Source organism: Curtobacterium salicis (assembly GCF_011759505.1).
GTDB classification, from domain to species: Bacteria; Actinomycetota; Actinomycetes; order Actinomycetales; family Microbacteriaceae; genus Curtobacterium; species Curtobacterium salicis.
The window spans coordinates 580,542-606,876 of the sequence record NZ_JAAOYO010000001.1 but is presented as its reverse complement, the minus strand read 5'-3'; the positions used below and the strand labels follow the sequence as shown (position 1 = coordinate 606,876).

Below are 26,335 nucleotides of genomic sequence, written 5' to 3'. Positions count from 1 at the left end.
ACCCGAGGAGTATGCAGGCCGCTGCAGCACTTTCCGCGCAGGCTCCCGGCGTGCCGTGCGTCTCGTCCCCGGCATCGGGAATGGTCGGGATGCGCGCCGGGTTGCACGGCCAGAACGCACCGCTCGAGTACTCGGTTTGCACTCGGACGGGCCGTGGTGCAAACTGTCGCCGCCGAATCCGGCGACGACCTCTCGATACGAGAAATGGATGGGCATGGCCACCGATTACGACGCCCCTCGGAAGACCGACGACAACTCTGACTCGGAGTCGATCGAGGCCCTCAAGGAGCGCGTCCCCGACAAGATGTCGGGAGTCGTCGACGACGATTCTGACAACCCGGGCAGCTTCGAGCTCGCGGGCCAGGACCTCAGCGACGTCGACCTCGACGTCGTCGTCCTGCCTCCGCAGGTCGACGAGTTCACCTGTGTGGAGTGCTTCCTGGTGAAGCACCGCTCGCAGCTCGACCACGAGACGAAGCTCGGCCCCGTGTGCATGGAGTGCGCCGCACTCTGAGACACCGACCGAACGTCAGAACGGCCCGCATCCTGTCGGATGCGGGCCGTTCTGCATGCGGGCACTCCTGCCCGTCGGGGCCGGCGTCAGGCCTGTCCGGCGCGATCCGACCGCTCGGCGCCGCTCGTCAGGGCGCGTGTGACGGCCTCCGGGTCTCGGACGCTCACCAGCCAGTACGGCGTCGGATCGGCGGCGTCCCGGACCTCGACCTTGACGACGCCGTGCACGTAGCCACGGAACAGGGTCCAGGCGCGGGCGTCGAGCTCCGGCCCGCGCTGGCTCGTCGCAGCGGCCCCGTCGAACCCGGCGACCTCGCCGACGACCGAGCGGGGCAGATGTGCCCGTCCGGCGCGGAACTCGGTGTCCGTCACCTCGATGACGGGTGCGAGTGCCCACAGGAGCACGAGCACGCCGAGCTCCATGCCGATGGCGACGGCGACCCCGGCCGTCGCGCTGATGGGGAGGAAGACGAGCAGGCTCGCGGGGATGACGAGCGCCGTCGCCAGGTACAGGGCGGGCGGGGCCCACAGTCGTTCGCGGTACACGGTCACCCCTCCATTCGACCACGAGCCGCTGCGTGCTCGGAGCAGGTCACGGATCGGTCACGGTCTGCACTACCCTCGACTCGTGACCGAAGCAGTCGACGTCCACTGGACCGGCAACGCCGCTCCCGCCTTCGCCAACCCCGGCGACGCCGGAGCCGACCTCGTGTCGGCCGAGTCGTTCGTGCTCGCGCCCGGCGAGCGTCGCCTGGTCGGGACCGGCCTCGCCATCGCCCTGCCGGAGCAGCACGTCGGGTTCGTCGTGCCCCGCAGCGGTCTGGCCGCGAAGCACGGCATCACCGTGGTGAACGCACCCGGCACCATCGACTCCGGCTACCGCGGCGAGATCAAGGTGGCACTGCTCAACACGGACGCCACCGAGCCGTACGCGGTGCAGGTCGGCGACCGGATCGCGCAGCTCATCGTCCTGGCGGTCCCGCCGGTGACGTTCACGCGGGTCGCCGAGCTGCCGGACAGCGTCCGCGGCCAGGGCGGGTTCGGGTCATCGGGCTACGGTGACCGACGGACCGGTCACCCGGCGACCTACGGCGTCGGCGACGCCCGACAGGACGCCGACCGGAACGATGGCGCGGCGACGCCCGTCGACATGCACGAGCAGGGTCAGGAAGGGACGCGGTCATGAGGATCGGACGACGCAAGCGCGACGAGGTCGAGGTCGCCGAGGCCGTGGTGGACGACGTCGAACTCGCCGGGCCCTCGCCCGAGATCGAGCTCGCCGACGACGCCGACGCGGGCCTCGACGAGGTCCTGGCCACCGAGTCGACCGACAAGTCGGCACCGCTCGACCGCGGCGAAAACGGCCCCCTCGACGAGACCGAGGCGAACCTGGTCCGTCCGTACGTGGACCTCGGCGGCGTGAAGATCCTGCCGCGCGAGGGCCTGCACCTCCGGCTCGAGGTCGAAGAGGACTCCAAGCGCGTCGTCGCCGTCGGGCTCGACTTCGACGACTCCACCCTGCAGGTCCAGCCCTTCGCGGCACCGCGGTCCACCGGGCTCTGGCACGAGATCCGCGCGCAGATCGCCGAGCAGATCGAGCAGCAGGGCGGTGTCGTGACCGAGGTCGACGGCCCGTTCGGCCCCGAGCTGCGTGCCCAGGTCCCCGTGGTCGGCGGTGCCGGTGTGACCGACGGCGTCCGTGCAGCCCGCTTCGTCGGTGTCGACGGACCGCGCTGGTTCCTGCGCGGCGTGATCGCCGGCAAGGCCGCCGAGCAGCCCGAGGAGTCCGCCGACATCGAGGAGCTGTTCCGCAGCGTCGTCGTCGTGCGTGGCACGACCCCGATGCCGCCGCGCGACCTCATCCCGCTGCACATGCCGAAGACGACCCAGTCGACCATCTGACACGGCCACTGCCGACCCCACGATCGAGCCTGGAGGCCCGGTGACGGACCACGACGACCGCCCCCGTCACGACGGGGTCACCCCGGACCCCTTCGTCGAGGAGCGCGCCGAGCCGCTGTCGCTGCAGGCGCAGCTCCGGGACGCCGTGCGGAACGCCGGGATCGGTCAGGTCGCGCCGGGCGAGGCACCCTCCGGCAAGGCCCTGTTGACCGCGGTCGGTGGGGTCCGGGGTCTGGCCGAGTCCGTGTTGCCGGGCTTCGCCTTCCTGATCGTCTACGCGATCACGAAGGAGGTCGTACCGAGCGTCGTCGTGCCCGTCGTGATCGGGCTCGTCTTCGTGGTGCTGCGGCTGGTCCAGCGCCAGTCGATCATGATGTCCTTCGCCGGCATCTTCGGTGTCGCGGTCTCGGCCGGGCTCGCGCTGCTGACCGGTCGGGCCGAGAGCAACTTCATCCCCGGCATCGTGATCAACGCCGTCTTCCTGGCGGTCATCCTCGTGACGCTGGCGATCCGGCGGCCGCTCATCGGCATCGTCGTCGGACTGCTCGTGCCGGCCGACGAGGACGGCCACGACTGGCGCGACGACCCGGCCAAGCGGCGGGTCCTCACGGTGGCGACGTGGATGTGGGCCGGCCTCTTCGCATTCCGCCTGGCCTTCGAGATCCCGCTCTGGCTCGCAGCGCAGGTCGAGCTGCTCGCCGGGATCAAGCTGATCACCGGCGTCCCCCTCTACGCCGCACTGCTCTGGGTGACGTGGCTGCTCGTGCGCACCGTCTTCGTCAAGGCCGAACCCACCGCGGTGTAGAGTTGTCTCGACGTCAAGACACTTTCCTGCGGGCACGACGGAGTCCCCGGGTTTAGGTTCACCTTGCTGGTGGGACGTCCCGCGGCCCGCGAGGATGAGGGCACACCGATCAACCCAGGAGGCGGCACAGTGGCTGCAGTCAACAGCTTCGGATCGAAGGACACGCTCTCGGTCGGGGGTGTCGGCTACGCGATCCACCGGATCGACGCCGTGCCCGGGCACGAGAAGCTCCCGTACAGCCTCAAGGTGCTGCTCGAGAACCTCCTGCGCACCGAGGACGGCGCGAACGTCACCGAGGGCCAGATCCGCGCACTCGGCTCGTGGAAGCCCGAGGCCGACCCGGACACCGAGATCCAGTTCTCCCCGGCCCGCGTGGTCATGCAGGACTTCACCGGCGTCCCGTGCATCGTCGACCTCGCCACCATGCGCGAGGCGATGGCGGAGATCGGCGGCGACCCGAACAAGATCAACCCGCTGTCCCCGGCCGAGATGGTCATCGACCACTCGGTCATCGCGGACCTCTTCGGCAGCTCCGACGCCCTGCAGCGCAACACCGACCTCGAGTACGAGCGGAACGGGGAGCGCTACCAGTTCCTCCGCTGGGGCCAGACGGCGTTCGAGGACTTCAAGGTCGTCCCGCCGGGGACCGGCATCGTCCACCAGGTCAACATCGAGTACCTGGCGAAGGTCACCTACACGCGTGACTTCGACGGCGAGACCTACGCCTACCCGGACACCCTCGTCGGCACCGACTCGCACACCACGATGGTGAACGGCCTCGGCGTGCTGGGCTGGGGCGTCGGCGGCATCGAGGCCGAGGCGGCGATGCTCGGCCAGCCCGTGTCGATGCTCATCCCGAAGGTCGTCGGTTTCAAGCTCTCGGGCGAGATCCCCGCCGGCGTGACCGCGACCGACGTGGTGCTCACGATCACCGAGCAGCTCCGCAAGCACGGCGTGGTCGGCAAGTTCGTCGAGTTCTACGGTGAGGGCGTCGGCGCGGTGCCGCTCGCGAACCGCGCGACCATCGGCAACATGAGCCCCGAGTTCGGCTCGACGGCGGCGATCTTCCCGGTCGACGACGTCACCCTCGACTACCTCCGTCTCACGGGCCGCGACGAGGCCCAGATCGCCCTGGTCGAGGCGTACTCGAAGGTCCAGGGCCTGTGGCACGACCCCTCGGTCGAGCCGGCGTACTCGGAGTACCTCGAGCTCGACCTCTCGACGGTCGTCCCCTCGATCTCCGGCCCGAAGCGCCCGCAGGACCGCATCGTCCTGTCGCACGCGAAGGACCAGTTCGAGGTCGACCTCGCCAACTACGCGAGCATCGACCACACCGAAGAGGACAAGGCCGTCGCGGACACCTTCCCGGCGTCCGACCCGGTGGCCGCGGCCCCCGGTGACGAGCACGCCGTCGACGACCTGCAGGACGCTCCGGCGTCCGAGGTCCCGGCCCACGCCTCCAGTGCGCCCGGCACCGTGTCCAAGCCGACCTCGGTCGCCATCGCCGACGGTGACCCGTTCACCATCGACCACGGTGCCGTCGCGATCGCCGCCATCACGTCCTGCACGAACACGTCGAACCCGTCCGTGATGATGGCCGCCGGCATCCTCGCCCGCAACGCGTCGAAGAAGGGCCTCAAGGCCAAGCCGTGGGTCAAGACGACCCTCGCGCCCGGCTCCAAGGTCGTGACCGACTACTACGAGAAGGCCGGCCTGACGACCTACCTCGAGGACCTCGGCTTCTACACGGTCGGCTACGGCTGCACCACCTGCATCGGCAACTCCGGTCCGCTGCCGGAGGAGATCTCGCAGGCCGTCCAGGACAACGACCTCGCCGTCACCGCGGTGCTCTCGGGCAACCGCAACTTCGAAGGCCGCATCAACCCCGACGTGAAGATGAACTACCTGGCGTCGCCGCCGCTGGTCATCGCGTACGCACTCGCCGGCTCGATGCACTTCGACTTCGACACCGACGCGCTCGGCACCGACACCGACGGCAACGCGGTGTACCTCAAGGACATCTGGCCCGACACGGCCGAGGTCCAGCAGGTCATCGACTCGTCGATCGACACCGAGATGTTCACCCACGAGTACGGCTCCGTGTTCGAGGGTGACGACCGGTGGAAGAACCTGCCGACCCCGACCGGTGACACGTTCGAGTGGGACAGCCAGTCGACCTACGTGCGGAAGCCCCCGTACTTCGACGGCATGACGATGCAGCCGGACGCGGTCTCGGACATCTCCGGCGCCCGCGTGCTCGCCAAGCTCGGCGACTCGGTCACCACCGACCACATCTCGCCGGCCGGATCGATCAAGGCCGACAGCCCGGCGGGCAAGTACCTCGCCGACCACGGTGTCGACCGCAAGGACTTCAACTCCTACGGCTCGCGTCGCGGCAACCACGAGGTGATGATCCGCGGCACGTTCGCGAACATCCGTCTGCGCAACCAGCTGCTCGACGGGGTGGAGGGCGGCTACACCCGCGACTTCACCACGCCCGACGGCGCCCAGTCGTTCATCTACGACGCGTCCGAGCACTACCAGGCGCAGGGCACCCCGCTCGTCGTCCTGGGCGGCAAGGAGTACGGCTCCGGTTCGTCCCGTGACTGGGCGGCGAAGGGCACGAGCCTGCTGGGCGTCAAGGCCGTGATCACCGAGAGCTTCGAGCGGATCCACCGTTCGAACCTCATCGGCATGGGCGTCGTCCCGCTGCAGTTCCCGGCGGGCGAGTCGATCGAGTCCCTCGGCCTCGACGGCACCGAGTCCATCTCGATCTCCGGGCTGACCGCGCTGAACGACGGCACCACGCCGAAGACCGTGCACGTCACGGCCGAGCCGACGGAGCACTCGCCGGCCGGCAAGCAGCCGATCGAGTTCGACGCGGTCGTCCGCATCGACACCCCGGGCGAGGCCGACTACTACCGCAACGGCGGCATCCTGCAGTACGTCCTCCGTTCGCTCGTCTGACCCCTCCCGCAAAACGCAACCTGGGCGGCTCCACGCAGCGGTACTCCGTTGCGAGGAGCCGCCTTCGTTGCGTCGTGCGAACGGACGGGAGGCGCGTGGCGGGCCGCCACCGCGCCTCCAGTCCGTCTGCTGGTCGCGCGCATAGAGTGGGCCGTCAGCCGTACGAAAGGAGCGCCCGTGAGCCTGCTCGCCAGCATCACGTCGCCGCGCGACCTGAAGCGTCTCTCCGACGCGCAGATGACCGACCTCGCCGCGGAGATCCGCACCTTCCTGGTGGCCGAGGTCGCCAAGACCGGCGGGCACCTCGGGCCGAACCTCGGCGTCGTCGAGCTGACCCTCGCCATGCACCGGGTGTTCGACTCGCCCCACGACCCGTTCGTCTTCGACACCGGGCACCAGTCGTACGTGCACAAGCTCGTCACCGGCCGCCAGGACTTCTCGCACCTGCGCGAGCGTGGTGGCATCGCCGGCTACCCGCAGCGCAGCGAGTCCGAGCACGACATCGTCGAGTCCTCGCACGCGTCGTCGTCGCTGTCCTGGGCGGACGGCATCTCCCGCGCCTTCCAGCAGACCGGCCAGTCCGACCGGACCGTCGTGGCGGTCGTCGGGGACGGTGCCCTCACGGGCGGCATGACGTGGGAAGCCCTCAACAACATCTCGGACCAGAACGACCGTCGGCTCGTCATCGTCGTGAACGACAACGGGCGCTCGTACGCGCCGACGATCGGGGGCATGGCCCGCTTCCTCAGCTCGGTCCGGACCCGCCGCGAGTACCGCACGCTCTACGAGAAGAGCCGGGCCGCCGCCGACCACTTCGGCGCCCCCGGTCGTGCGGTGTACCGCGGCCTCCGCGGCGGCCTGCACGGCTTCCTGTCGCGGTTCACGAACAACGAGGCGCTGTACTCGAACCTCGACATCAAGTACGTCGGCCCCGTGGACGGGCACGACCAGCAGGCGATGGAGGCGGCGCTCCGGCAGGCGAAGGGCTACGGCTCGCCCGTCATCGTGCACGTCATCACCGAGAAGGGCCACGGGTTCGAACCGGCGCTCCGCGACCAGGCGGACCAGTTCCACGCCGTCGGCCACATCGACCCGGAGACCGGCGAGTCGCTCGACAAGGCGTCGGGTCCGTCGTGGACCTCCGTCTTCGCCGCCACGCTCGCCGAAGTCGGCCACGAGGACCCCCGGATCGTGGCCATCACGGCTGCGATGCTCCGGCCCACCGGGCTGCACCTGTTCCAGCAGGCCCACCCGGACCGGGTCATCGACGTCGGCATCGCCGAGCAGCACGCCGTCACGACCGCAGCGGGCCTGGCGTACGGGGGACTCCACCCCGTCGTGGCCCTGTACGCGACGTTCCTCAACCGGGCGTTCGACCAGGTGCTCATGGACGTCGCCCTGCACCGCGCCGGGGTCACGTTCGTCCTCGACCGGGCGGGCATCACCGGCCCTGACGGTCCCTCGCACCACGGCATGTGGGACCTCGCGCTGCTGCAGGTCGTCCCCGGCATCCGGATCGCGGCTCCGCGCGACGCCGTCACGTTGCGCGAGGAGTTCCGGGAGGCCGTGGCCGTCGACGACGCGCCGACCGTCCTCCGGTGGTCCAAGGGGCAGGTCGGGCCCGACATCCCCGCACTCCGACGGCTGGACGACGGGGTCGACGTGCTGCACGCCGCCGCCGACGGGGCCGAGGACGTGCTCATCGTCGCCGTCGGGTCGATGGTGACGACGGCGCTCGAGGCCGCGACTCTGCTCGAGGCGCAGGGCATCGGCGTGACCGTCGTCGACCCGCGCTGGGTCGTCCCGATCCCGGCGTCGCTCATCGACCTGTCCCGTGACCACCGTCTCGTCATCACGATCGAGGACGGCGTCCGCGTCGGGGGAGTCGGTACCCGGCTGCGGCAGGACCTGCGTGCCGCCGGAGTCGACACGGGTGTGAACGAGCTCGGCCTGCCGGACGAGTTCATCGCCCACGCCAGCCGCAGTCAGATCCTGCACGACGCCGGGTTGACGGCGCAGGCCATCGCACGCGGCGTGATCGACCAGGTCGTCGGCACGAAGCTGCCCCAGGCGAAGCCGGCGCGGTCGCGCGAGTCCGCCGAGCGCTGACGCCGCGGCCGAACCCCCGGCAAAACACCGGTGTTCGTCCGTGACACCGCGTCAAGACGCGATGTGTTGGACGAACACCGGTGTTTCGCGGAGGGGGTCAGCGGGAGGCGGGGCCCACGATCGGCGGCTCGTGGAACGTCCCGCCGAAGACGCGCTCAGACGCACCGGAGCGGTCGAGGTACGGGCTGATGCCACCGGCCTGGAACGGGTAGCCCGCGCCGAGGATGAGCCCGAGGTCGATCTCCTCGACGTGCTGGACGACACCGTCCTCGAGCATGCGGTGCACCTCGTCGGCCAGGGCGTCCTCGAACCGGCGCTGCATCTCGGCAGCGTCGACCGGGTGGGCGTCCTTCTTCGCGGGTGCGACGAGCTTGACGGCCGCCGGGTCGTACCCGGTGGCGTTGCCCTTCTTGTCGCGGGTCAGGATCGTGCCGTGCTCGGCGATCCGCTTCAGCCCGTCGCCCGGGTAGAAGCGCTCCGGCCAGGCGGCATGGTGCGAGTCGAGCACGTGCGCCCCGACCGGCAGCCCGACGAGCTCGAGCAGTTCGAACGGCGACATCGGCAGCCCCAGGGGAGCGGCCCCCTCGGCGACGGTGTCGAACGACGTGCCCTCCTCGACGCCACGCATGGCCTCGCCGAGGACGCGGGCGAGCACCCGGTTGACGACGAAGCCCGGCTGGTCAGCCGTGACGATGGCCGTCTTCTTCAGGGTCTTCGCGACGGCCAGGGCGGTGGCGACGGCCTCGTCCGAGGTCCGTGCGGCGCGGACGACCTCGAGCAGGGGCATGACCGCGACCGGGTTGAAGAAGTGGAACCCGACCAGGCGCTCCGGGTGCTGCAGCACCGATGCCATCTCGTCGACGGACAGCGACGACGTGTTCGTGGCGAGGATCGCGTCCGGGGCGATGACCTGTTCGATGTTCCGGAAGACCTCCTGCTTGACGCCCATCTCCTCGAAGACGGCCTCGATCACCCAGTCGGCGTCGGCGAAGGCGTCGTAGGACACCGAACCGGTGACGAGCGCGGTGATGCGGTTCGCGTCGTCCTGCGAGACGCGGCCCTTGGCGAGCATCTCGTCGACGGACTGCCGGATCCGGGCGACACCCGCGTCGACGCGCTCCTGCGAGACGTCGGTGATGACCACGGGGACCCCGAGCCGGCGGGCGAAGAGCAGGGCGAACTGCGACGCCATCAGCCCGGCACCGAGCACGCCGACCTTCGTGATCTTCTTCGCGGCGACACCCTCGGGCGCTCCGACCGGACGCTTCGCCCGCTTCTGCACGAGGTCGAACGCGTACATCGACGCGGCGAACTGGTCGCCGGAGAGCAGGTCGGCGAGGGCGTCGTCCTCGCCGGCGAAGCGCTCGTCCAGGGACCCGGACTTGGCGGCGGCGACGAGGTCGAGCGCACGGAACGGCGACTTCGGCACCGAGCCGATCTTCGACGTGACCTGCGAGCGCGCGACCTTGACGACCGTGCCCCACGAGGCCTTCTCGAGCATGCCCGGCTCGTTCTTCCGGACGACCTTGGTGCGACCGGCGACCACGCCGTCGGCCCAGGCGACCGCGGACGGCAGGAAGGTCACCGAGGGGATCAGCGCATCGCCGATGCCCAGGTCGACCGCGGCCTTCCCGTCCAGCAGGCGGTTGTTCTTCAGCGGGTTCTCGACGATGACCCGCAGGGCCCGCTCCGGACCGATGAGGCGGGGGAGCAGCGTCGCTCCGCCCCAGCCGGGGATGATGCCGAGGAAGACCTCGGGCAGGCCGATGCCCTGCGCGGCGGAGGAGAACACGCGGTACGTGCAGTGCAACGCCACCTCGAGTCCGCCGCCGAGCGCGATGCCGTTGACGAACGCGAACGACGGCACGCCGAGCTCGCTGAACTTCCGGAGGGTGGCGTGGCCGAGCACGCCGAGCTCGTGCGCGACCTCGCGGGAGGGCAGCGCGGCCGCCTGGGACAGGTCGGCGCCGGCGGCGAAGCAGTACTCCTTGCCGGTGATCGCGACGGCCTGGACGGTGCCCGCCGCCGCTGCAGCCTGCAACCCGTCGAGCACGTCGGACAGCTCACGCATGGTGCGCGGGCCGAGCGTCGAGGGGCGCTTGTAGTCCTTGCCGTTGTCGAGCGTGATGAGCGCGAGCGTGCCACCGGAGGGCAGCGCCACGTGCTTGACGTACGAGTGGGTGACGACCTCGTCCTCGCTCAGGGCGGTCAGCTGGTCGATCGGGGTGGTGGTCATGGTCAGGCCGCCTTCCGTGCCGCGGACTTGCTGAAGTTCGGGTTCTCCCAGATGACGGTGCCGCCCTGGCCGAGCCCGATGCACATCGTCGTGATGCCGTACTTGACGTCCGGACGCTCGGCGAACTGCGCCGCGAGTTGGGTCATCAGACGGACGCCGCTCGACGCGAGCGGGTGCCCGACGGCGATCGCGCCACCCCACGCGTTCACGTTCGGGGAGTCCTGCGCGATGCCGTAGTTGTCGAGGAACGCGAGGACCTGGACGGCGAACGCCTCGTTGATCTCGAACAGACCGATGTCGTCGATCGACAGGCCGGCCTTCGACAGGGCCTTGTCGGTCGCGGGGACCGGGCCGACGCCCATCACCTCGGGCTCGACGCCCGCGAAGGCGAACGAGACCATTCGCATCTTGGTCGGCAGCCCGTGCTCCTTGGCGCCGGCGTCCGAGGCCAGGAGGCTCATCGTCGCGCCGTCGTTGAGTCCGGCGGCGTTGCCGGCGGTGACCCGTCCGTGGGGCCGGAACGGCGTCTTCAGCGCGGCCAGGGCCTCCAGGGTGGTGCCGGGACGCGGCGGCTCGTCGGACGAGACGATGTCCCAGCCCGCTCCGGTGTTCACCTCGACCGGGATGACGTCCGGCTGCAGCTTGCCGGCGCCCCAGGCGGCGGCGTAGCGCTGCTGGGACTGCACGGCGAACGCGTCGGTGCGGTCCTTCGTGATGGCGGGGAAGCGGTCGTGCAGGCGCTCGGCGGTGTTGCCCATCACGAGCGCGTCGGGTGCGACCATGCGCTCCGCGACGAAGCGGGGGTTCGGGTCGGCGTTGAAGCCCATCGGGTGGCGTCCCATGTGCTCGACCCCGCCGGCGATGGCGACGTCGGCAGCGCCGAAGGCGATGGCGCCCGCGAGCGTCGTGACGCTCGTCATGGCACCGGCGCACATGCGGTCGATGGCGTAGCCGGGGACGGACTTCGGCAGGCCGGCGAGCATCCCGACGGTGCGGCCGAGGGTCAGGCCCTGGTCGCCCTGCTGGGTGGTCGCGGCGACGGCGACGTCGTCCACGGCGGCCCCGTCGAGGGAGCTGTTCCGGTCGAGCAGCCCACGCATCGCGTGCACGGCGAGGTCGTCGGCACGGGTGCGCCAGAACACCCCCTTCTCACCGGCGCGGCCGAACGGGGTACGGACACCGTCCACGAACACGACGTCTGATGTCTTCGGCAATGCGAGCCTCCAGATCCACAACGATCGGGCCGGAGCGACGTGTCGCCCCGACCGGCCGGGCCTCGCCCGGCGACGGTCCGACGCTAGTACCCCCGGCTGGGCGGGGGCACGTCGGTTGGGCGGTTCCTACGAGCCGGTCGTCCCGGTGGCGTCGTCGGCCTGTCCGTCTGCGACAAGCGCAGCGTCGCCGGCGGTGTCGGCACTCGCGTCATCGGTCGTCCCGTCGGCGTCGGCGTCGGCGGTCGAGTCGTCCGGACGGGAGGCCGTGGTCGCGGTGACGGCGGCCGCCGGGTCCTCGACGGACCGGTCCGCGGCGACCTCGAACGCGTGCGCGATGACGGACGCGGTCTCCTCGACCTGCCATGGACGGGCGTCGTGCGACGCGAGCGTCGCGCCGACGGTCTCGGTCGCGATGGTCTTCGGCGGGTTCCAGGAGACCAGGCGGAGCGTCTCCGGCGTGAGCAGGTTCTCGACGGGCAGGTCCAGCTCGGCAGCCCGCGCGGTGACGGCGGCGCGGGCGGCCCGGTACCGGCGGTCGGCGGCCGGGTTGCGCTCGGCCCAGGCGCGCGGCGGCGGGAGGCTCGGCTCACCCCCGCCACGCAGGCGCGGCAGGTCCTCGGTGGTCTCGCCCTCGTCGACGGCGGCCCACCACCGGTCGAGTTCAGAGCGGCTGGCGCGTCCGGTGAACGACTTCAGGGCGCCGAGTTCGGCGCGCGAGGTCGGGGCTGCTGCCGCGGCGGCGACGATCGCCGAGTCCGGGATCGTGCGGCCGGGCGCGATGTCGGTCTCCTGCGCGTACGTGTCACGGGCGAGCCAGAGCGACCGGGCGATCGCGAGGGCTCGTGCACCGCGGAGGACGTTCATGCCGGACAGTCGACGCCAGGGTTCGGCACGCGGCGGCTTCGGCGCACGGGCGAGGACAGCGGCGAACTCCTCCTCCGCGATGCGCGTCTTGCCGGCGGCCTCGAGCACCGCGGCGAGCGAGTCGCGGAGGTCCGGCAGCAGTTCGACGTCGAGGGCGGCGTAGACGAGCCAGGCCTGGGGGAGCGGCCGGGTCGACCAGTCGGCGGCGGAGTGCGCCTTCGCGAGCGTGATGCCGAGCAGCTGCTCGACGACCGCCCCGAGGCCGACCCGCGGGAACCCGGCGATGCGTGCGCCGAGCTCGGTGTCGAAGATCCGGGTCGGGACCAAGCCGACCTCGCGGAGGCACGGCAGGTCCTGCGAGGCGGCGTGGAACACCCATTCCTCGTCGACGAGCGCTGCCTGCAGGTCGCTGAAGTCGCCGATCGCGATCGGGTCGAACAGGAACGACCCGGATCCGCGGCGGAACACCTGGATCAGGTACGCCCGCTGGGAGTACCGGTAGCCGCTGGCGCGCTCGGCGTCGACGGCGACCGGACCGTGCCCGGCGGCGAGCCGTGCGACGGCGTCGAGGTACTCGTCGCGTTCCTCGACGACGTGGACGGCGGCGTGCGCGTCCTCGTAGGCGGGATCGGCGTCAGTCACGGGCGAGCCTCCGGGGGGCCAGGAGCGAGACACCGTCCGAGGCCGGGGGGAGTCCGGCGAGCATCGCCACGATCTCCTCCCACGCCTGCACGTGCGGTGTCAGGTCGTCGTCGAGGGGCGTCCACGACGCCCGCAGTTCCAGTTGGGCGCCGTCGCCCTGCGCCGCGAGTTCGCCGTAGCCGCGCGAGATGATCTTCGTCGCCGTGCCGGACGCGTTGCCGTAGCGGGCGCCGTGGGCGTCGAGGGCGTCGACGAGCCAGCTCCAGGTGACGTCGGCGACGAACTCGTCGACGCCGATCTCCGGCTCGAGCGGGGCCTGCGCGAAGGTCACGATGCGGTACGCGCCGCCCCAGCCCTCCGGCTCGTCGGGGTCGTGCAGGGCGATGAAGCGTCCGGTGCCGAGGTCCGAGTCCACGCCGTGCACCGCGCCCGACACGTCCGCCGCCAGGGCGAGTGAGAAGGGTGCGATGCGGCTCGGCGAGGGGATCTCGGTGACCGTGGTCTCGGTACGGGTCCTGCCGCTCGACACGAACGCACGGAGACGCGCGAACGCCTCCGGTTCGGCGTCGGGGACTCGGGTTTCGGGCACGGATGCAGACTAGGCTCCGGACCCAGCACCGGTGCGGGCGGCACGCCGTCCGTCGCGCAGTCGTGCTGCCCGCAGTCGTCCGCTCCCTGGAGGCCCGCATGGCCCGCCGCCCCGACGCCGTCCGGTCCGTCGGCCTCGTCGCCCTGGGCGCGGGCATCACCGCAGCCGCGGTCGCGGGCGCCGTCGTCGCCGGTTCGGTCGCCGCCGTCGCACGGGCCGTCGTCACCCCGGACCGCAAGCGCTCCGAGCGGGTGCCGATCACCGCCGTCGACCTGGAGGCACGCACCGTCTCCCTGGGACGCAGTCCCGACACCGAGTCCCCGGGCCGCTACAGCCTCTGGTTCGGCGGTGCGACCGGGCACATGCGCGTCGGTGCGGTCCTGGCCACGACCGGCTCCACCGTCACCCGGCGGATCATCGCCGTGGACGCCGGTGACCCGACCGTGGCACGACGCGGCCGGTGGGGCGGCTGGTTCTACCTCACCCCCGGGGAGCTCGGGGTCCCCGTCGAGGACGTCGACGTGCAGACCCCGAACGGCCCCGCACCGGCCTGGGTGGTCCGCGCCGAGGACCCGGCCGCGCCCTGGGCGGTGCTCGTGCACGGCCGTGGTGTGACCCGAGCCGAGACGATCCGCGCCGTGCCGGTGTTCCGCGCCGCCGGGTACTCGGTGCTCCTGGCCTCGTGGCGGAACGACGGCGTGGCACCCCCGAGTGCCGACGGTCGCTACGGCCTCGGGTCGACCGAGTGGGAGGACGTCGACGCGGCGCTCGACTGGGTCGCCCAGCAGGGCGCCTCGAGCGTCGTGCTCATGGGCTGGTCGATGGGCGGTGCCGTCGTCCTGCAGACCCTGGTCAGGTCCGGACTCGCGGGCCTCGTCAGCGGGGTCGTCCTCGAGTCGGCGGTCGTCGACTGGCACGCCGTCCTCAAGTCGCAGAGCCGGGCGCTCCGGCTGCCCCGACCGGTGCGGAAGGTGGCGCAGTGGGTGCTCCGCACGCCCGTCGTCCACCGAGTCGCCGGACTCGACCAGCCGATCGACCTGCGCGAACTCGACATGGTCGCCCGCGCCGACGAACTGCGGGTGCCGATCCTGCTGCTGCACAGCGACGACGACGGGTTCGTGCCGTCCTCGGCCTCGCACGCACTCGCCGCCGCCCGGCCCGACCTGGTGCAGCTCGAGGTCGCGCACGTGGCCCGGCACACCAAGCTCTGGAACCACGACGCCGAGTGGTTCGACGCGCGGATCCGGGCGTGGCTCGCCGAGGTGGTCCAGCGGGACGGCGCGGCCAGCGCCCGGGAGCCGTGACCGCAGTGCTGCCGGGAGGCCCGTGGCGACGCCGCCACGGGCCTCCCGTCCGTCAGTCGGTCGCCAGCGCACGCACCTGCCGCTGCACCCGGCCGAGCATGCCGACCATGCCGCGGATCCGCAGCGGGCTGACCGCCTCGGACAGCCCGATCGTCAGCGGGTAGTCGGCCGGCACCGCGAGCACCTGCTCGGCCGTGAGGCCGGAGAGCCCCTGCGCCAGGATCGAGGCGAACCCGCGGGTGGTGGGGGACTCGCGCGGTGCGGTGGCGTGCATCCGGACGACGTCGGGCGCGTCGCCGTCCTCGCCGACCGTGACGGCGATGAAGACCGGGGACTGGCACTCCTCGACCCGTTCGAGTTCGTCCTCGTGTCCCTGCAGGCGCGGCGGGAGGGCCGGCAGCTCGTCGGAGAACTCGAGCAGGAGCTGCAGGCGGTCGTTCAACGAGAGCGCGAGGAAGTCGTCGCGGATCTCGGCGAGGGGCTGGGGGAGTGCTGCGTCCGTCATCGAGAGGGGAGCGTACCCGGCTCGGAGCCCTGCACGATCGGGACGCGGACGGCGCTGCCCCACTCGGTCCAGGACCCGTCGTAGTTGCGCACGTTCTCGTAGCCGAGCAGGTGCTGCAGGACGAACCAGGTGTGGCTCGAGCGCTCACCGATGCGGCAGTAGGCGATGACCTCGTCCGCGTCGCCGATGCCGGCACCGTCGCGGTAGACGGCGTCGAGTTCGTCGCGCGACCTGAACGTGCCGTCCGCGGCGGCCGCGGTCGCCCAGGGGATGTTCACGGCGGTGGGGATGTGTCCACCGCGGAGGGCGCCTTCCTCCGGGTAGTCCGGCGCGGTGGTGCGGGAGCCGTCGTACTCGGGTGCGCTGCGGACGTCGATCAGCGGCTTGCCGAGGTGCGCGAGGACGTCGTCCTTGAAGGCACGGACGGGCTCGTCGTGGCGCTCCACGACCGGGTACTCGACCGGTTCGACCGACGTCCGGTCGGTCGTCATCGCCCGGCCCTCGGCGATCCACTTCGCCCGGCCGCCGTCGAGCAGGCGGACGTCCTCGTGCCCGAAGAGCGTGAAGACCCAGAGGGCGTAGGCGGCCCACCAGTTGTTCTTGTCGCCGTGGATGACGACGGTGGTGTCGCGGCCGATGCCCTTGCCGCCGACGAGTCGCGCGAAGGCCTCGCCGTCGATGTAGTCGCGCTGCACCGGGTCGTTGAGGTCGGTGTGCCAGTCGATCTTCACCGAGCCCGGGACGTGACCGGTCTCGTAGAGCAGGACGTCCTCGTCGGACTCCACCACGACGAGCTCCGGCGATCCGGCTCCGGCGTCGAGTTGCTCCTGCAGCCACTCGGTGGACACCAGCCGCTCGGGGTGTGCGTAGGAGCGGAACTTCTCGGACGGGTCGACCGGTGCGGTCATCGGGGGTACCTCCTGGGGATCGGTGGCGTGCGGACTACGATCGGTCCTTGCGCGTCGACCGCAACGGTACGCGGACGGACCGAGTCCCCGCCGCACCGTGACACCGCACGACGTGCTCGACTCGCACGCTCCGCACCGGAAGGCCGTCTTGCCCGAACTCGCTCCCGTCGCCCACCTCGTGGACCGCGACCCGCAGGTGACCCCGCAGCAGATGGCCGACTCGCTGGTGCCGCCGCCGCAGTTCGCCACCGCGTCGTTCGCCTCGTACCGCCCCGACCCGGAGTACGCGTCGCAGGCCGAGGTCCGCGACGCGGTCGAGGCCTTCGTCCGGACGGCGCCCGAGCCCGCCAAGCGCGGCCTGTTCGGTCGGAAGCGCAAGGAGCCCGAGACCCCGGCGCGGTCCGGCGTGTACCTGGACGGCGGCTTCGGCGTCGGCAAGACGCACCTGCTCGCCGCGGCGTACCACGCGGCCACCGGCCGGAAGACGTTCGGCACCTTCATCGAGTACACCGCCCTCGTCGGTGCCCTCGGGTTCCAGGGCACCGTCGACCTGCTCCGCGGCACCGCGCTCGTCTGCATCGACGAGTTCGAGCTCGACGACCCGGGCGACACGATGGTCATGACGCGGCTCATCAAGGAGCTGTCCGAGTCCGGCACCCGCTTCGCCGCCACGTCGAACACCCCACCGGGCGCGCTCGGCGAGGGCCGGTTCGCGGCGCAGGACTTCCTCCGCGAGATCCAGGCGATGTCGGACCGGTTCGACACGATGCGGATCGACGGCCTCGACTTCCGCCGCCGTGCCGTCGACGAGTCCGCGTCGGTGGTCGACGACGTCGCGTCCGTCCTGGCGACGCTGACGCCGTCGTCGTCGTCGTCGGCGCCGTCCGGGACGGGAGGCCCGGCCCGCGTCACACAGGACGACTTCCGTGCCGTCGTGGCCCACCTGGCGTCGGTGCACCCGTCGAAGTACGTCGCCCTCGTCGACGGACTCGACGCGGTCGGGCTGACCGACGTGCAGGCGTTCACCGACCAGACCGACGCCCTCCGCTGGGTGGCGCTCGTCGACCGGCTCTACGACGCGCAGGTCCGGATCGTCGCCTCCGGTGTCCCCCTCGACACCGTGTACCCCGAGGTGATGCTCGAGGGCGGGTACCGCAAGAAGTACCTGCGCGCGGCCAGCCGCGTCGTCGCGTTGACCCGCGCGGAGAGCCAGCCCCGGGCCTCCTGACCGTCCTCGCACGTCCCGGAGGGCGCGCGCACACCGCACTGACCGGTCCACGAAACACAGCGTTCACAGAACGCGCCGTGACGTTACCTCCGCGAAACAGTTCGAGCGTCCCGGTGAAACACGTCGTCGCCAGACTCAGTCGCACCCGAGGCGGACGAGAGCCGCACAGCTCACGAGAGGTGCACACATGCTTGATCAGGGCAACACGACGTTCGTGTTGGTGATGGCAGCGCTGGTGTTGTTCATGACACCCGGCCTGGCCTTCTTCTACGGCGGACTGGTGAAGGCCAAGTCCGTCATCAGCATGATGATGATGTCGTTCGGGGCGATCGCCCTGGTGAGCGTCCTCTGGGTGCTGTACGGCTACGCGATCGCCTTCGCGAACCCCGGCGACCACACGGCGATCTCCGGCGTCGTCGGGTTCTTCAGCATCGACTGGAACCAGCTCGGCCTCGGCCAGGCGTTCGAGGAGGCGACGGCATCGAAGATCGACGCGGCCTACCCGTCGATGGCCTTCGTCGGGTTCCAGGCGACGTTCGCGATCATCACCGTCGCGCTCATCTCCGGTGCGATCGCCGACCGCGCGAAGTTCGGCGCCTGGATGGTCTTCGCCGGCGTCTGGGTCACGGTCGTCTACTTCCCCGTCGCATCGTGGGTGTTCAACCTCACCTCCGGCTGGGCCGCCACGTGGGGCGTCATCGACTTCGCCGGTGGCACCGCGGTGCACATCAACGCCGGTGCTGCGGGCCTCGCCCTGGCGCTGGTGCTCGGCAAGCGCGTCGGGTTCGCCAAGGGTGCGCACAAGCCGCACAACCCGCCCTTCGTCCTGCTCGGCGCCGCGATCCTGTGGTTCGGCTGGTTCGGCTTCAACGCTGGCTCCGAGGGTGCTGCTGACGGCATCGCCTCGATCGCCTGGGTCAACACGCTCGCCGCTCCGGCCGCCGCGATCCTCGGCTGGCTGCTCGTCGAGAAGCTCAAGGACGGCAAGGCCACCTCGGTCGGCGCCGCCTCGGGTGCCGTCACCGGTCTCGTCGCGATCACCCCGGCCTGCGCGAACCTGACGCCCGGATGGGGTCTCGTGCTCGGCTTCCTCGCCGGCATCGTCTGCTGCTTCGCGATCGACTGGAAGTACCGTCTCGGCTTCGACGACTCGCTCGACGTGGTCGGCGTGCACCTGGTCGGCGGCATCTTCGGCACGCTGTTCCTCGGCTTCTTCGCCAACGACACCGGCCTGATCTACTCCGGCTCGTTCGAGCAGCTCGGCAAGCAGGCCGCTGCCGCCGGTGCCGTCGGTGCGTACTCGTTCGTCCTGGCCTTCGTCATCGGCTTCATCATCGAGAAGACGATCGGCTTCCGCGTCAAGACCGAGGACGAGGTCGCCGGCATCGACACCGCGGTCCACGGCGAAGAGGGCTACGTCCTCTACGACGAGGAGGACAAGAGCCCGGTCGGCGTCCGCTGACACGCTCCCCGCACGTGACGACGGCCCCCGCTCTCCGAGCGGGGGCCGTCGTCGTGCGGGTCCCGCAAAACGCAAGGTGGGCGGTGCCGCGCAACGGAGTACCGCTGCGGGACGCCGCCCACCTTGCGTTTTGCGAGGGGTCAGGTCACCAGGCGTAGTCCTCGGGGGACGTCTTGTGTCCCGGGAAGAGCTCGTCGAGACGGTCGAGCGCGGACTGGTCGAGGCGCACGTCGACGGCACGGACCGCGGACTCCCACTGCTCCATCGTGCGCGGACCGGTGATCGGCGCGGTGACACCCGGCTGGTGCAGCAGCCACGCCAGCGCGAGTTCGCCCGGGGTGTGCCCGAGCTCCTTCGCGAACGACTCGTACGCCGTCAGCTGGTCACGGTGGGCGTCGACGTACTCGGCGCTCCGCCCGGACAGGCGGCGGGACCCGTTCTCGGTCTTCTCGATGACGCCACCGAGCAGACCGCCCTGCAGCGGCGACCACGGGATGACGCCGAGGCCGTAGTGCTGCGCGGCCGGCAGGACCTCGCGCTCGACGTCGCGGACGACCAGGTTGTAGATCGACTGCTCGCTGACGAGGCCCAGGAAGTTCCGGTGCTCCGCGGCCTCCTGCGCCTGGGCGATGTGCCACCCGGCGAAGTTCGACGACCCGACGTACAGGACCTTGCCCTGGCCGACGGCGATCTCCATCGCCTGCCAGATCTCGTCCCAGGGCGTGTCCCGGTCGACGTGGTGCATCTGGTAGAGGTCGATGTGGTCGGTCTGCAGGCGGCGGAGCGAGGCGTCGATCGACTGGCGGATGTTGTACGCGCTGAGCTTCTCGCCGTTCGGCCAACCGGTCATGTCGCCGTAGACCTTCGTCGCGAGGATCGTCTTGTCGCGTCGTCCGCCGCCCCGGGCGAACCAGCGGCCGATGATCTCCTCGGTGGCGCCCTTGCCCACCGAGCCGCCGTACGCGTTGGCGGTGTCGAAGAAGTTCACGCCGAGCTCGTGCGCCCGGTCCATGATCGCGTGCGAGTCGTCCTCGCTGGTCTCCGGTCCGAAGTTCATGGTGCCGAGCACCGCCCGTGACACCGACAGCCCTGTCCGTCCGAGGTGTGTGTAGTCCATGACGCCAGGTCTACGCCTGTTCCTCGACCGCCTGCCAGGCCCTGCGAGTACCGGTGAAGGCCACCTGACCACGGACCGACCAGACCGAAGGAGCCCGACATGCCCGCCGACGACGACCTCCCCAGCACCCTGCAGCGGTCCCCGCAGCACGCGCAGGAGATCTACCGCGCCGCACGGAAGTCCGCCGAGGCCGAGTACGGCGACGGGCAGCGCGCCGGTCGCACCGCCTGGGCCGCGGTGAAGCACGAGTACGAGAAGGTCGGCGACCACTGGGAGGAGAAGGACGCAGCGGGACCGTCGGACTCCGGCGCCGCCGGCTCGCGCGGTTCGGGCACGACCGAGGAGGGCGTCGACGCGAACGCCTCGAAGGCGCACCTGCTCGACGTCGCGAAGCGCCTGGACGTCAGCGGTCGATCGACCATGACGAAGGACGAACTGGTCGACGCGATCAAGAAGGCGAACCGTCGGGCCACCGCGAAGGCCCGCGACTGACCGGACGGCCACCGGTCCCGCGCCACTGTCCGGGTGCCCGCATGCCGTCCCGGGCATGCTGCGATGGACGACAGGCGTAGCGTGCCGGGTGTGAACATCCCAGCACTCCGAGGCAGCCGGATCATCGGGTTCGGCCACCACCAGCCCGACCGGATCCTCACCAACGACGAACTGTCGACGATGGTCGACACGAACGACGAGTGGATCACCACCCGCACCGGCATCAAGACACGGCACATCGCCGGGCCCGACGACAGCGTGACGTCGATGGCGACCGAGGCCGCGCGCAACGCCCTGGCCGACGCCGGGGTCGCGCCGACGGACGTCGACCTGGTCGTGGTCGCCTCGACCACCCACCGCGACCGGTCGCCGTACACCGCCGGCCGGGTCGCAGCGGCCCTGGGGATGTCGAACGGCCCGGCGCCGATCGACATCAACACCGCGTGCAGCGGCTTCGAGTACGCGATGGCGATGGCCGACCAGGCGATCCGCACCGGCGCCGCCGACACCGCGCTCGTGATCGGGTCCGAGACGCTCTCCCGGATCGCGGACTGGACCGACCGTTCGACGTGCGTCCTGGTCGGCGACGGCGCGGGCGCCGCGGTCCTCGGCGTCTCCGACGAGCCGCAGATCAGCTCCGTCTCGTGGGGCAGCGTGCCGCACCTGCAGGACGCCGTGCGCGTCACGCACGATCCCGAGGTCTTCCAGCAGGAGGGCCGCTCGATCTACCGGTGGGCGATCACCGAGGCCGAGGGACACGCTCGCGCGGTCGTCGAACGCGCCGGCCTCACCCTTAACGACGTCGGCGTGTTCGCGTTCCACCAGGCGAACCTGCGAATCATCGAGCCCCTCGTCACCGCGCTCGGCGGCGAGGGCAAGTACGTCGTCCGTGACGTCGTCGAGTCCGGCAACACCTCGGCGGCGAGCGTCCCGCTCGGGCTGTCGAAGGCCTGGCACCGCGGGGAGCTCCCCGAGGGCGTCCCGGCGCTGCTGTTCGGCTTCGGGGGCGGCTTCGCGCACGCCGGTCAGGTCGTCATGACGCCGACCCGTCGTCGCTGACGGGCGCGCGAGCGACCGGCCACTGACCGGCCCCACGACGTGACGGGAGGCTCCCCACCAGCTGGTGGGGAGCCTCCCGTCACGTCACGTGGCGCGAGCCGCGTCAGTGGCCGCGACCGCGGTCCAGGGCACGCTGCTGCCGCTTGCTCAGCGGCTTCGGTTCCGTCGACTCCGGCCGACCCTGCGGCGGCAGCACGACGGTGAAGTGCGCGGGCGGCGGGCCGAACGCGGTGCGGGAGGACTGCACGACCTTCCGGCCGAGCGCGTGGTTGCCGAGCCCGCCGACGACCGCGCCGATGCCGAACGGGATCGCCCGGCCGAGGATGGACGTGCCCTGACGGGTCAGGAAGCGCTTCACGAACGAGGCCCGGAGCTTCCCGCCGATGCCGCTGACCGCGGACTTCGGCAGCGACGAGGTGACCAGTTCGCCCCAGAAGGCACTGCGTGCCTGCCCGCCGCCGGCCTGTCCGGCGAGCTGCTTGACGAGCTGCGTGCCGGGTGCGCCGAGCATCATCGCCATGACCAGGGCGCGGGCACGCTCGGGGTCCTCGACGGTGATGCCGTGCACCTCGGTGACGGACTGGGCGAAGAGCGCGCTGGCCTCGAGGAAGCCGACGGTCTCGGCGCCGCTGAGCCCGAGGCTCGCGATCATGCCGACGCCGGGGATGACCGCACTGGCCCCGACCGCGGCGCCGCCGGACGTCACGGCGGTGAGGTACTGGCGTTCGAGGATCTCGATGACCTGCGCGGGGGAGGCGTCGGGGTGACGACGACGGACCCGGGCGACGTGCGCGACGACGACCGGTCGCTGGACCGAGATCGCCCGGTCGAGCCAGCCGTTCCAGGCGGGTGCGTCGGGCTGGACACGCTGGCCGTCGGGCGTGGTGGCGGACTGCACGGGCGCGGGCGGCATGGGCACGAGCGCGTCGTGGTCCTTCGGGGAGCTGGACATGCGATCGACGCTACCCGTGCGCCGCCCGGGGACGCTGGGCGCCGACGTACCTCAGCTCCGCGCGAGCTCGGCGCGGAGCGGCAGGTCCTGGTCCTCGAGGATGAACTGTGCGCCGACACCGGTGCGGGCGTTCACGACGACGGGTGCGAGCAGGTTGACGGTGGTGCCCGCGGCGTCGGGGTTCGCCACGACGAGGAGCATCGCGTCCTCGGCACGCACCAGCCCGATGACGTCGGCCTGCTCGTCGGACAGCAGCGGTGCGTAGTCGGGAAGGTGCACCGCGGCGTCGAGCAGGTACAGCCGCGGCGCGTCCACCCCGGCCGTCGTGGTTCCCGAGCCAACCAGGGTGAACAGACCCTCGGCGCCCTCGACGAGGTCGAGCGTGAACGAGCGCAGCGGCTCGAGGCCGAACGGTGCGACGGGGAAGGTCAGGTCGATGCTCATCGGAGGTAGTCCATCAGGGTCGGCTGCAGGACCTTCGCCGTGACGGCGAGGGCTGCCTGGTAGTTGGTGCTCTGGACCTGCAGGTCCAGGACGGCCTGGGCGAGGGCCTTGTCCTCGACACCGGACCGGCGTCCCTCCAGGGTGGTGGACAGTGTCTTCAGCGAGTCCTGCGCGGCCAGCGCTGCCGAGTGCCGGACGCCGACGTCGGCCTGGGCGCCGCGGACGGCGAGCTGGGCGGCGTCGATCTGGTTCAGTCGGGGGTTCACGTTCGTGCCTGCCTGCAGGTCGGCGACGATGCCGTCGAGGAGTGCGAAGACCGACGAGCTGCCGGTCCCGAAGACGGCGCTGCCGTCGGTGTCGACGCGGACCTGTTCGCCGGTGCCGATCGTGCGGGTGACGCTGGCGCTCGCGCTGCCGGCCCACGTGGTGTCGTCGGCGTACGCGGTGCCGGCGGGCGAGGACCCGGCGAACACCGATCGGTTGCCGTACTTCGTGTTCGCGGTGCTGAGCAGGTCGGCCTTCAGGCCCTGCAACTCCTTGATGAACGCGTCGCGGGCGGTGGGGTTCAAGGTGCCGTCGTTCGCGGCCTGCACGGTGATGTCGCGGACCTTGCCGAGCACGCCCCCGACGTCGGCGAGGGCGGTGTCGGTCGTGGCGAGCCAGCCGACGGCGTCGTCCGCGTTGCGGGCGTGCTGCGCGGCCTGTGCCTGCTCCTTGCGCACCTGCATGGCGGTGGCGGTGCCGGCCGGGTCGTCCGACGGCTTCCGGATCGCCTTCAGCGTGGTCGCCTGGTCGGTGAGGTCGGCGACCTTCGCGGCGCCGGCCTGCAGCCGCGCCTGCGCGGCGGCCATGGTCATCTGGGTGGTCACACGGGTGATCACGGTCAGCTCCTCCCGACGAGGCCGAGGCGGTTGATGATGGTGTCGAGCATCTCGTCGACGGCGGTCAGGACCCGAGCAGCGCCCTGGTACGCGTGCTGGTAGGCGAGCAGGGAGACGTTCTCCTCGTCCATGTCGACGCCCGCGCTCGACTGCTGCTGGGTGCGCGCGTTGGTCAGGGCGAGTCCGGTGAGCGTCGATTCCGACGACGCCGTCCGGGAGGCACTGCCCACGCCCGTCACGAACGTCGCCCAGGTCGTGTCCGGGCCCCCGGCACCGGAGCCGATGCCCGCGATCGCGGTGAGGACGGAGGCGTCGTACTGCCCGGTCGCGCTCCGGGTCGCGAGGCCAGCGGCGTCGGTGGGGACGACGGACAGGCCCCGCGCGGCGGGGACGCCGTCGGCGAGGGCGAAGAAGGCGGTGCCGGTCGCACCCGACGGGGTGGACCCGGTGGCGTGCAGGGCGTTGACCTTCGTCGCGAGCTCCGTCGCGACGCGGTCGTACGCCGCCGAGGCCTCGGCGAGTGCGCCGCCGGTGTGGGCGTCGTTCGCCGGGGCGAGCAGGGAGAGCCCGCCGGCGATCGAGCCGCCGTCGAGGGCGACCGGGCCGACCGAGCCACCGACCCAGCGGAGCGACGGCGCGGTCGGCTGCCCGGTGCCGGAGGTCGTGTTCATGGCGTCGAGGGTCGGCGGACCGTCGAGCGTGACGCCGCGTGCCGTGGTGCCCTGCACGAGCGGGTTGCCGCCGATGACGACGTCGACGGTGCCGTCGCCGTTGTCGCGGACGGCCGCGCCGGTCATGGTCGCGATCGCCCCGGTGAGCTGGTCACGCTGGTCGAGGAGCTCGTTCGCCGTGCCGCCGGAGGCCACCGCGGTGCGGATCGCGCCGTTGAGGTCGGCGACCTGCTTCGCGGCGTCGTTCAGCTGGCCGACCTGCGTGGCGAGGGTCGAGCGGGTCGCGGACCACTGCGCGTCGACCGCGGACGAGCCGGCGGACAGGGCGGTGGCGACGGTCTTCGCGGCTCCGATCAGGGCGCTGGCGGAGCCGGGGTCGTCGATGTGCGTGGCGAGGTCGCTCCAGGCGGACCAGAGGCCGTCGAGCTTCGCGGACAGTCCGTCGGCGCCGGGCTCGTGCAGTCCGGTCTCGAGCTGGTCGAGGGCGCTCGCGCGGGTGTCGGCGTACGCGGCCGCGCCGGACGAGAACCGGACGCGGGTGTCGAGGGTCGAGGACGCCAGTCGGGCGATCGCGTCGACGGACACACCCTGGCCCGCGAGTGCCGCGGTGCCCCGGACGAAGCCGGTCTGGGCGGGGGCGCCGACCTCGATCTGCACGATCCGCTGCCGCGTGTACCCGGCGGTGCCGACGTTCGCCATGTTCTGGCCGGTGACGTCGAGACCGGCGCGGGCAGCGGCCAGCCCGGAGTACGCGGTCTGCAGGGAGCCGAAGGTGCTCACCATCGCTACAGGTTCCCGTCGAAGAGTCGGGCGCCGTCGGTGGTCGTGCCGGACGAACCGGTGGCGTCGTAGGTGTCGGGGTCGGTCACGGTGCCGGCGAGGGTCTCCTGCGTGGCCTGGGCGGCGACACGGAGGAAGCGGTCGTTCTCGTCCCGCAGCGACCCGATGCGCGTGGTGAGCTCGAGCATCGCGCTGAGGTGGGACGCGAGGATCTCGCCCCACGGACCGGACGGCGCTGCGGCGACGACCTCGCGGAGGGGCGCGTCCGAGGGCATGCCCCACTCCTCGGCGACGGCGGCGCTCTGGGCGCTGCGCTCGAGGCCGGTGGTGCGGAGTCGGTCGAGGACCTGCTCGACCTCACGACTGGCGTGCGAGATCCAGCGGGAGCGCCCGGCGGCGAGCAGGAGCTGCTCCTCCTCGAGCTTGAACGTGAGCAGTTCGAGCAACTCGCGTTCGCGCCACAGGACTGCGGACAGGTCGTTCACGCTCATCAGCTCCCTCCGGGGTCATCCGACCGCCGGCTGCGGTCACCAGGGGTTATCGACGGAGGCGGCCCAGGCGTAAGCGCGGAGCACGACGTCCTCCGATCGGGGGACAAACTGTCCGATGTCCGCCGAAGTGCGGACCGGCCTGGCCTGTACCCACCCCCGCACTGGGTACGGACAGGGACTCCCTCCGTCCTCAGGCAGCC

General features: G+C 71.4%; 23 protein-coding genes and 1 pseudogene. 11 read left to right on the top strand and 13 right to left on the bottom strand.

The features are described from left to right. Positions 1-214: 214 nt before the first annotated feature. Entirely contained in the window at positions 215-514 is a 300-nt protein-coding gene (locus E9228_RS02910) for a DUF4193 domain-containing protein (protein ID WP_110825450.1), read from the top strand. 86 nt (positions 515-600) lie between these two features. Here the strand turns inward: E9228_RS02910 and E9228_RS02905 are convergent, their stop codons facing one another. Continuing rightward, positions 601-1,065, bottom strand: coding sequence for a DUF3093 family protein (locus tag E9228_RS02905; protein ID WP_166779074.1), 465 nt, complete (start codon positions 1,063-1,065; stop codon positions 601-603). Positions 1,066-1,141: 76 nt separating this feature from the next. On the opposite strand from E9228_RS02905, the pseudogene dut reads away from it, so the two are divergent. The 5 genes and pseudogenes from dut to dxs all read left to right on the top strand — a co-directional run. Beyond that, positions 1,142-1,597: pseudogene (dut, locus tag E9228_RS16890) on the top strand (dUTP diphosphatase); the annotation flags it as partial. Between the two features lie 98 nt (positions 1,598-1,695). Next, positions 1,696-2,415 (top strand): DUF3710 domain-containing protein, encoded by a 720-nt coding sequence (locus E9228_RS02895; protein WP_166779072.1) that lies wholly within the window; start codon positions 1,696-1,698, stop codon positions 2,413-2,415. A 40-nt stretch (positions 2,416-2,455) separates the two neighbouring features. Further along, entirely contained in the window at positions 2,456-3,220 is a 765-nt protein-coding gene (locus E9228_RS02890; protein WP_166779071.1) for a DUF3159 domain-containing protein, read from the top strand. 129 nt (positions 3,221-3,349) lie between these two features. Next, positions 3,350-6,187, top strand: a complete 2,838-nt coding sequence (locus E9228_RS02885) for an aconitate hydratase AcnA (RefSeq protein WP_166779070.1) — start codon at positions 3,350-3,352, stop codon at positions 6,185-6,187. A gap of 177 nt (positions 6,188-6,364) precedes the next feature. Then, positions 6,365-8,296 (top strand): 1-deoxy-D-xylulose-5-phosphate synthase, encoded by a 1,932-nt coding sequence (dxs, locus tag E9228_RS02880; protein WP_166779069.1) that lies wholly within the window; start codon positions 6,365-6,367, stop codon positions 8,294-8,296. A gap of 97 nt (positions 8,297-8,393) precedes the next feature. On the opposite strand, the gene E9228_RS02875 is transcribed toward dxs, so the two are convergent. From E9228_RS02875 to E9228_RS02860, 4 genes are all read right to left on the bottom strand, one after another. After that, positions 8,394-10,532, bottom strand: coding sequence for a 3-hydroxyacyl-CoA dehydrogenase NAD-binding domain-containing protein (locus tag E9228_RS02875; RefSeq protein WP_166779068.1), 2,139 nt, complete (start codon positions 10,530-10,532; stop codon positions 8,394-8,396). Positions 10,533-10,534: 2 nt separating this feature from the next. Further along, entirely contained in the window at positions 10,535-11,746 is a 1,212-nt protein-coding gene (locus E9228_RS02870) for a thiolase family protein (RefSeq protein WP_166779067.1), read from the bottom strand. 126 nt (positions 11,747-11,872) lie between these two features. Next, the gene (locus tag E9228_RS02865; RefSeq protein ID WP_166779066.1) at positions 11,873-13,252 is read right to left on the bottom strand and encodes an HRDC domain-containing protein; all 1,380 of its coding nucleotides are present in this window, start codon (positions 13,250-13,252) and stop codon (positions 11,873-11,875) included. Next, positions 13,245-13,841 (bottom strand): DUF3000 family protein, encoded by a 597-nt coding sequence (locus E9228_RS02860; protein ID WP_166779065.1) that lies wholly within the window; start codon positions 13,839-13,841, stop codon positions 13,245-13,247. The genes E9228_RS02865 and E9228_RS02860 overlap by 8 nt, the downstream gene beginning before the upstream one ends. Before the next feature lie 98 nt (positions 13,842-13,939). Between E9228_RS02860 and E9228_RS02855 the strand changes: the two genes are divergently transcribed. Continuing rightward, a complete protein-coding gene (locus tag E9228_RS02855; protein WP_166779064.1) occupies positions 13,940-15,145 on the top strand; it encodes an alpha/beta hydrolase family protein in 1,206 nt (401 codons plus the stop codon). A 52-nt stretch (positions 15,146-15,197) separates the two neighbouring features. Here E9228_RS02855 and E9228_RS02850 read toward each other — a convergent pair whose 3' ends face one another. Both E9228_RS02850 and E9228_RS02845 read right to left on the bottom strand, forming a co-directional pair. After that, positions 15,198-15,650 carry a SufE family protein gene (locus E9228_RS02850; protein WP_166779063.1) on the bottom strand — a complete coding sequence of 151 codons (453 nt, stop codon included), beginning with the start codon at positions 15,648-15,650 and terminating at the stop codon, positions 15,198-15,200. Further along, a complete protein-coding gene (locus E9228_RS02845) occupies positions 15,647-16,558 on the bottom strand; it encodes a sulfurtransferase (protein WP_166779062.1) in 912 nt (303 codons plus the stop codon). The genes E9228_RS02850 and E9228_RS02845 overlap by 4 nt, the downstream gene beginning before the upstream one ends. A 112-nt stretch (positions 16,559-16,670) precedes the next feature. Here E9228_RS02845 and zapE point away from each other — a divergent pair, with 112 nt between their 5' ends. Together zapE and E9228_RS02835 are read left to right on the top strand one after the other, a co-directional pair. Next, complete coding sequence (zapE, locus tag E9228_RS02840; protein ID WP_341849742.1) at positions 16,671-17,786, top strand: cell division protein ZapE; 1,116 nt, start codon at positions 16,671-16,673, stop codon at positions 17,784-17,786. A 187-nt stretch (positions 17,787-17,973) separates the two neighbouring features. Beyond that, on the top strand, positions 17,974-19,248 hold the full coding sequence (locus E9228_RS02835) for an ammonium transporter (RefSeq protein WP_166779061.1): 1,275 nt from the start codon (positions 17,974-17,976) through the stop codon (positions 19,246-19,248). Positions 19,249-19,393: 145 nt separating this feature from the next. On the opposite strand, the gene E9228_RS02830 is transcribed toward E9228_RS02835, so the two are convergent. Beyond that, on the bottom strand, positions 19,394-20,365 hold the full coding sequence (locus E9228_RS02830; protein WP_166779060.1) for an aldo/keto reductase: 972 nt from the start codon (positions 20,363-20,365) through the stop codon (positions 19,394-19,396). A gap of 99 nt (positions 20,366-20,464) precedes the next feature. On the opposite strand from E9228_RS02830, the gene E9228_RS02825 reads away from it, so the two are divergent. Both E9228_RS02825 and E9228_RS02820 read left to right on the top strand, forming a co-directional pair. Further along, positions 20,465-20,857, top strand: a complete 393-nt coding sequence (locus E9228_RS02825; protein ID WP_166779059.1) for a ChaB family protein — start codon at positions 20,465-20,467, stop codon at positions 20,855-20,857. A gap of 90 nt (positions 20,858-20,947) precedes the next feature. After that, positions 20,948-21,916 carry a beta-ketoacyl-ACP synthase III gene (locus tag E9228_RS02820; protein WP_341849741.1) on the top strand — a complete coding sequence of 323 codons (969 nt, stop codon included), beginning with the start codon at positions 20,948-20,950 and terminating at the stop codon, positions 21,914-21,916. A 103-nt stretch (positions 21,917-22,019) separates the two neighbouring features. On the opposite strand, the gene E9228_RS02815 is transcribed toward E9228_RS02820, so the two are convergent. The 5 genes from E9228_RS02815 to E9228_RS02795 are packed head-to-tail and all read right to left on the bottom strand — an operon-like array spanning position 22,020 to position 26,135. Next, positions 22,020-22,868, bottom strand: a complete 849-nt coding sequence (locus tag E9228_RS02815) for a hypothetical protein (protein ID WP_208385449.1) — start codon at positions 22,866-22,868, stop codon at positions 22,020-22,022. Between the two features lie 51 nt (positions 22,869-22,919). Then, positions 22,920-23,312, bottom strand: a complete 393-nt coding sequence (gene fliW / locus E9228_RS02810; protein WP_166779057.1) for a flagellar assembly protein FliW — start codon at positions 23,310-23,312, stop codon at positions 22,920-22,922. Continuing rightward, complete coding sequence (flgL, locus tag E9228_RS02805) at positions 23,309-24,193, bottom strand: flagellar hook-associated protein FlgL (protein ID WP_166779056.1); 885 nt, start codon at positions 24,191-24,193, stop codon at positions 23,309-23,311. Before flgL ends, fliW begins: the two co-directional genes overlap by 4 nt. Positions 24,194-24,195: 2 nt before the next feature. Continuing rightward, the gene (flgK, locus tag E9228_RS02800) at positions 24,196-25,647 is read right to left on the bottom strand and encodes a flagellar hook-associated protein FlgK (protein ID WP_208385448.1); all 1,452 of its coding nucleotides are present in this window, start codon (positions 25,645-25,647) and stop codon (positions 24,196-24,198) included. A gap of 2 nt (positions 25,648-25,649) precedes the next feature. Next, positions 25,650-26,135, bottom strand: coding sequence for a flagellar protein FlgN (locus E9228_RS02795; protein ID WP_166779055.1), 486 nt, complete (start codon positions 26,133-26,135; stop codon positions 25,650-25,652). Positions 26,136-26,335: the final 200 nt, after the last annotated feature.

Coding starts and splice junctions, on each gene's coding strand:
- E9228_RS02910 (WP_110825450.1), top strand. CDS start 215: ATGGCCACCGATTACGACGCCCCTCGGAAGACCGACGACAACTCTGAC.
- E9228_RS02830 (WP_166779060.1), bottom strand. CDS start 20,365: ATGGACTACACACACCTCGGACGGACAGGGCTGTCGGTGTCACGGGCG.
- E9228_RS02815 (WP_208385449.1), bottom strand. CDS start 22,868: ATGTCCAGCTCCCCGAAGGACCACGACGCGCTCGTGCCCATGCCGCCC.
- E9228_RS02795 (WP_166779055.1), bottom strand. CDS start 26,135: ATGAGCGTGAACGACCTGTCCGCAGTCCTGTGGCGCGAACGCGAGTTG.
- E9228_RS02825 (WP_166779059.1), top strand. CDS start 20,465: ATGCCCGCCGACGACGACCTCCCCAGCACCCTGCAGCGGTCCCCGCAG.
- E9228_RS02850 (WP_166779063.1), bottom strand. CDS start 15,650: ATGACGGACGCAGCACTCCCCCAGCCCCTCGCCGAGATCCGCGACGAC.
- E9228_RS02845 (WP_166779062.1), bottom strand. CDS start 16,558: ATGACCGCACCGGTCGACCCGTCCGAGAAGTTCCGCTCCTACGCACAC.
- E9228_RS02855 (WP_166779064.1), top strand. CDS start 13,940: ATGGCCCGCCGCCCCGACGCCGTCCGGTCCGTCGGCCTCGTCGCCCTG.
- flgK (WP_208385448.1), bottom strand. CDS start 25,647: ATGGTGAGCACCTTCGGCTCCCTGCAGACCGCGTACTCCGGGCTGGCC.
- E9228_RS02875 (WP_166779068.1), bottom strand. CDS start 10,532: ATGACCACCACCCCGATCGACCAGCTGACCGCCCTGAGCGAGGACGAG.
- fliW (WP_166779057.1), bottom strand. CDS start 23,312: ATGAGCATCGACCTGACCTTCCCCGTCGCACCGTTCGGCCTCGAGCCG.
- E9228_RS02895 (WP_166779072.1), top strand. CDS start 1,696: ATGAGGATCGGACGACGCAAGCGCGACGAGGTCGAGGTCGCCGAGGCC.
- E9228_RS02835 (WP_166779061.1), top strand. CDS start 17,974: ATGCTTGATCAGGGCAACACGACGTTCGTGTTGGTGATGGCAGCGCTG.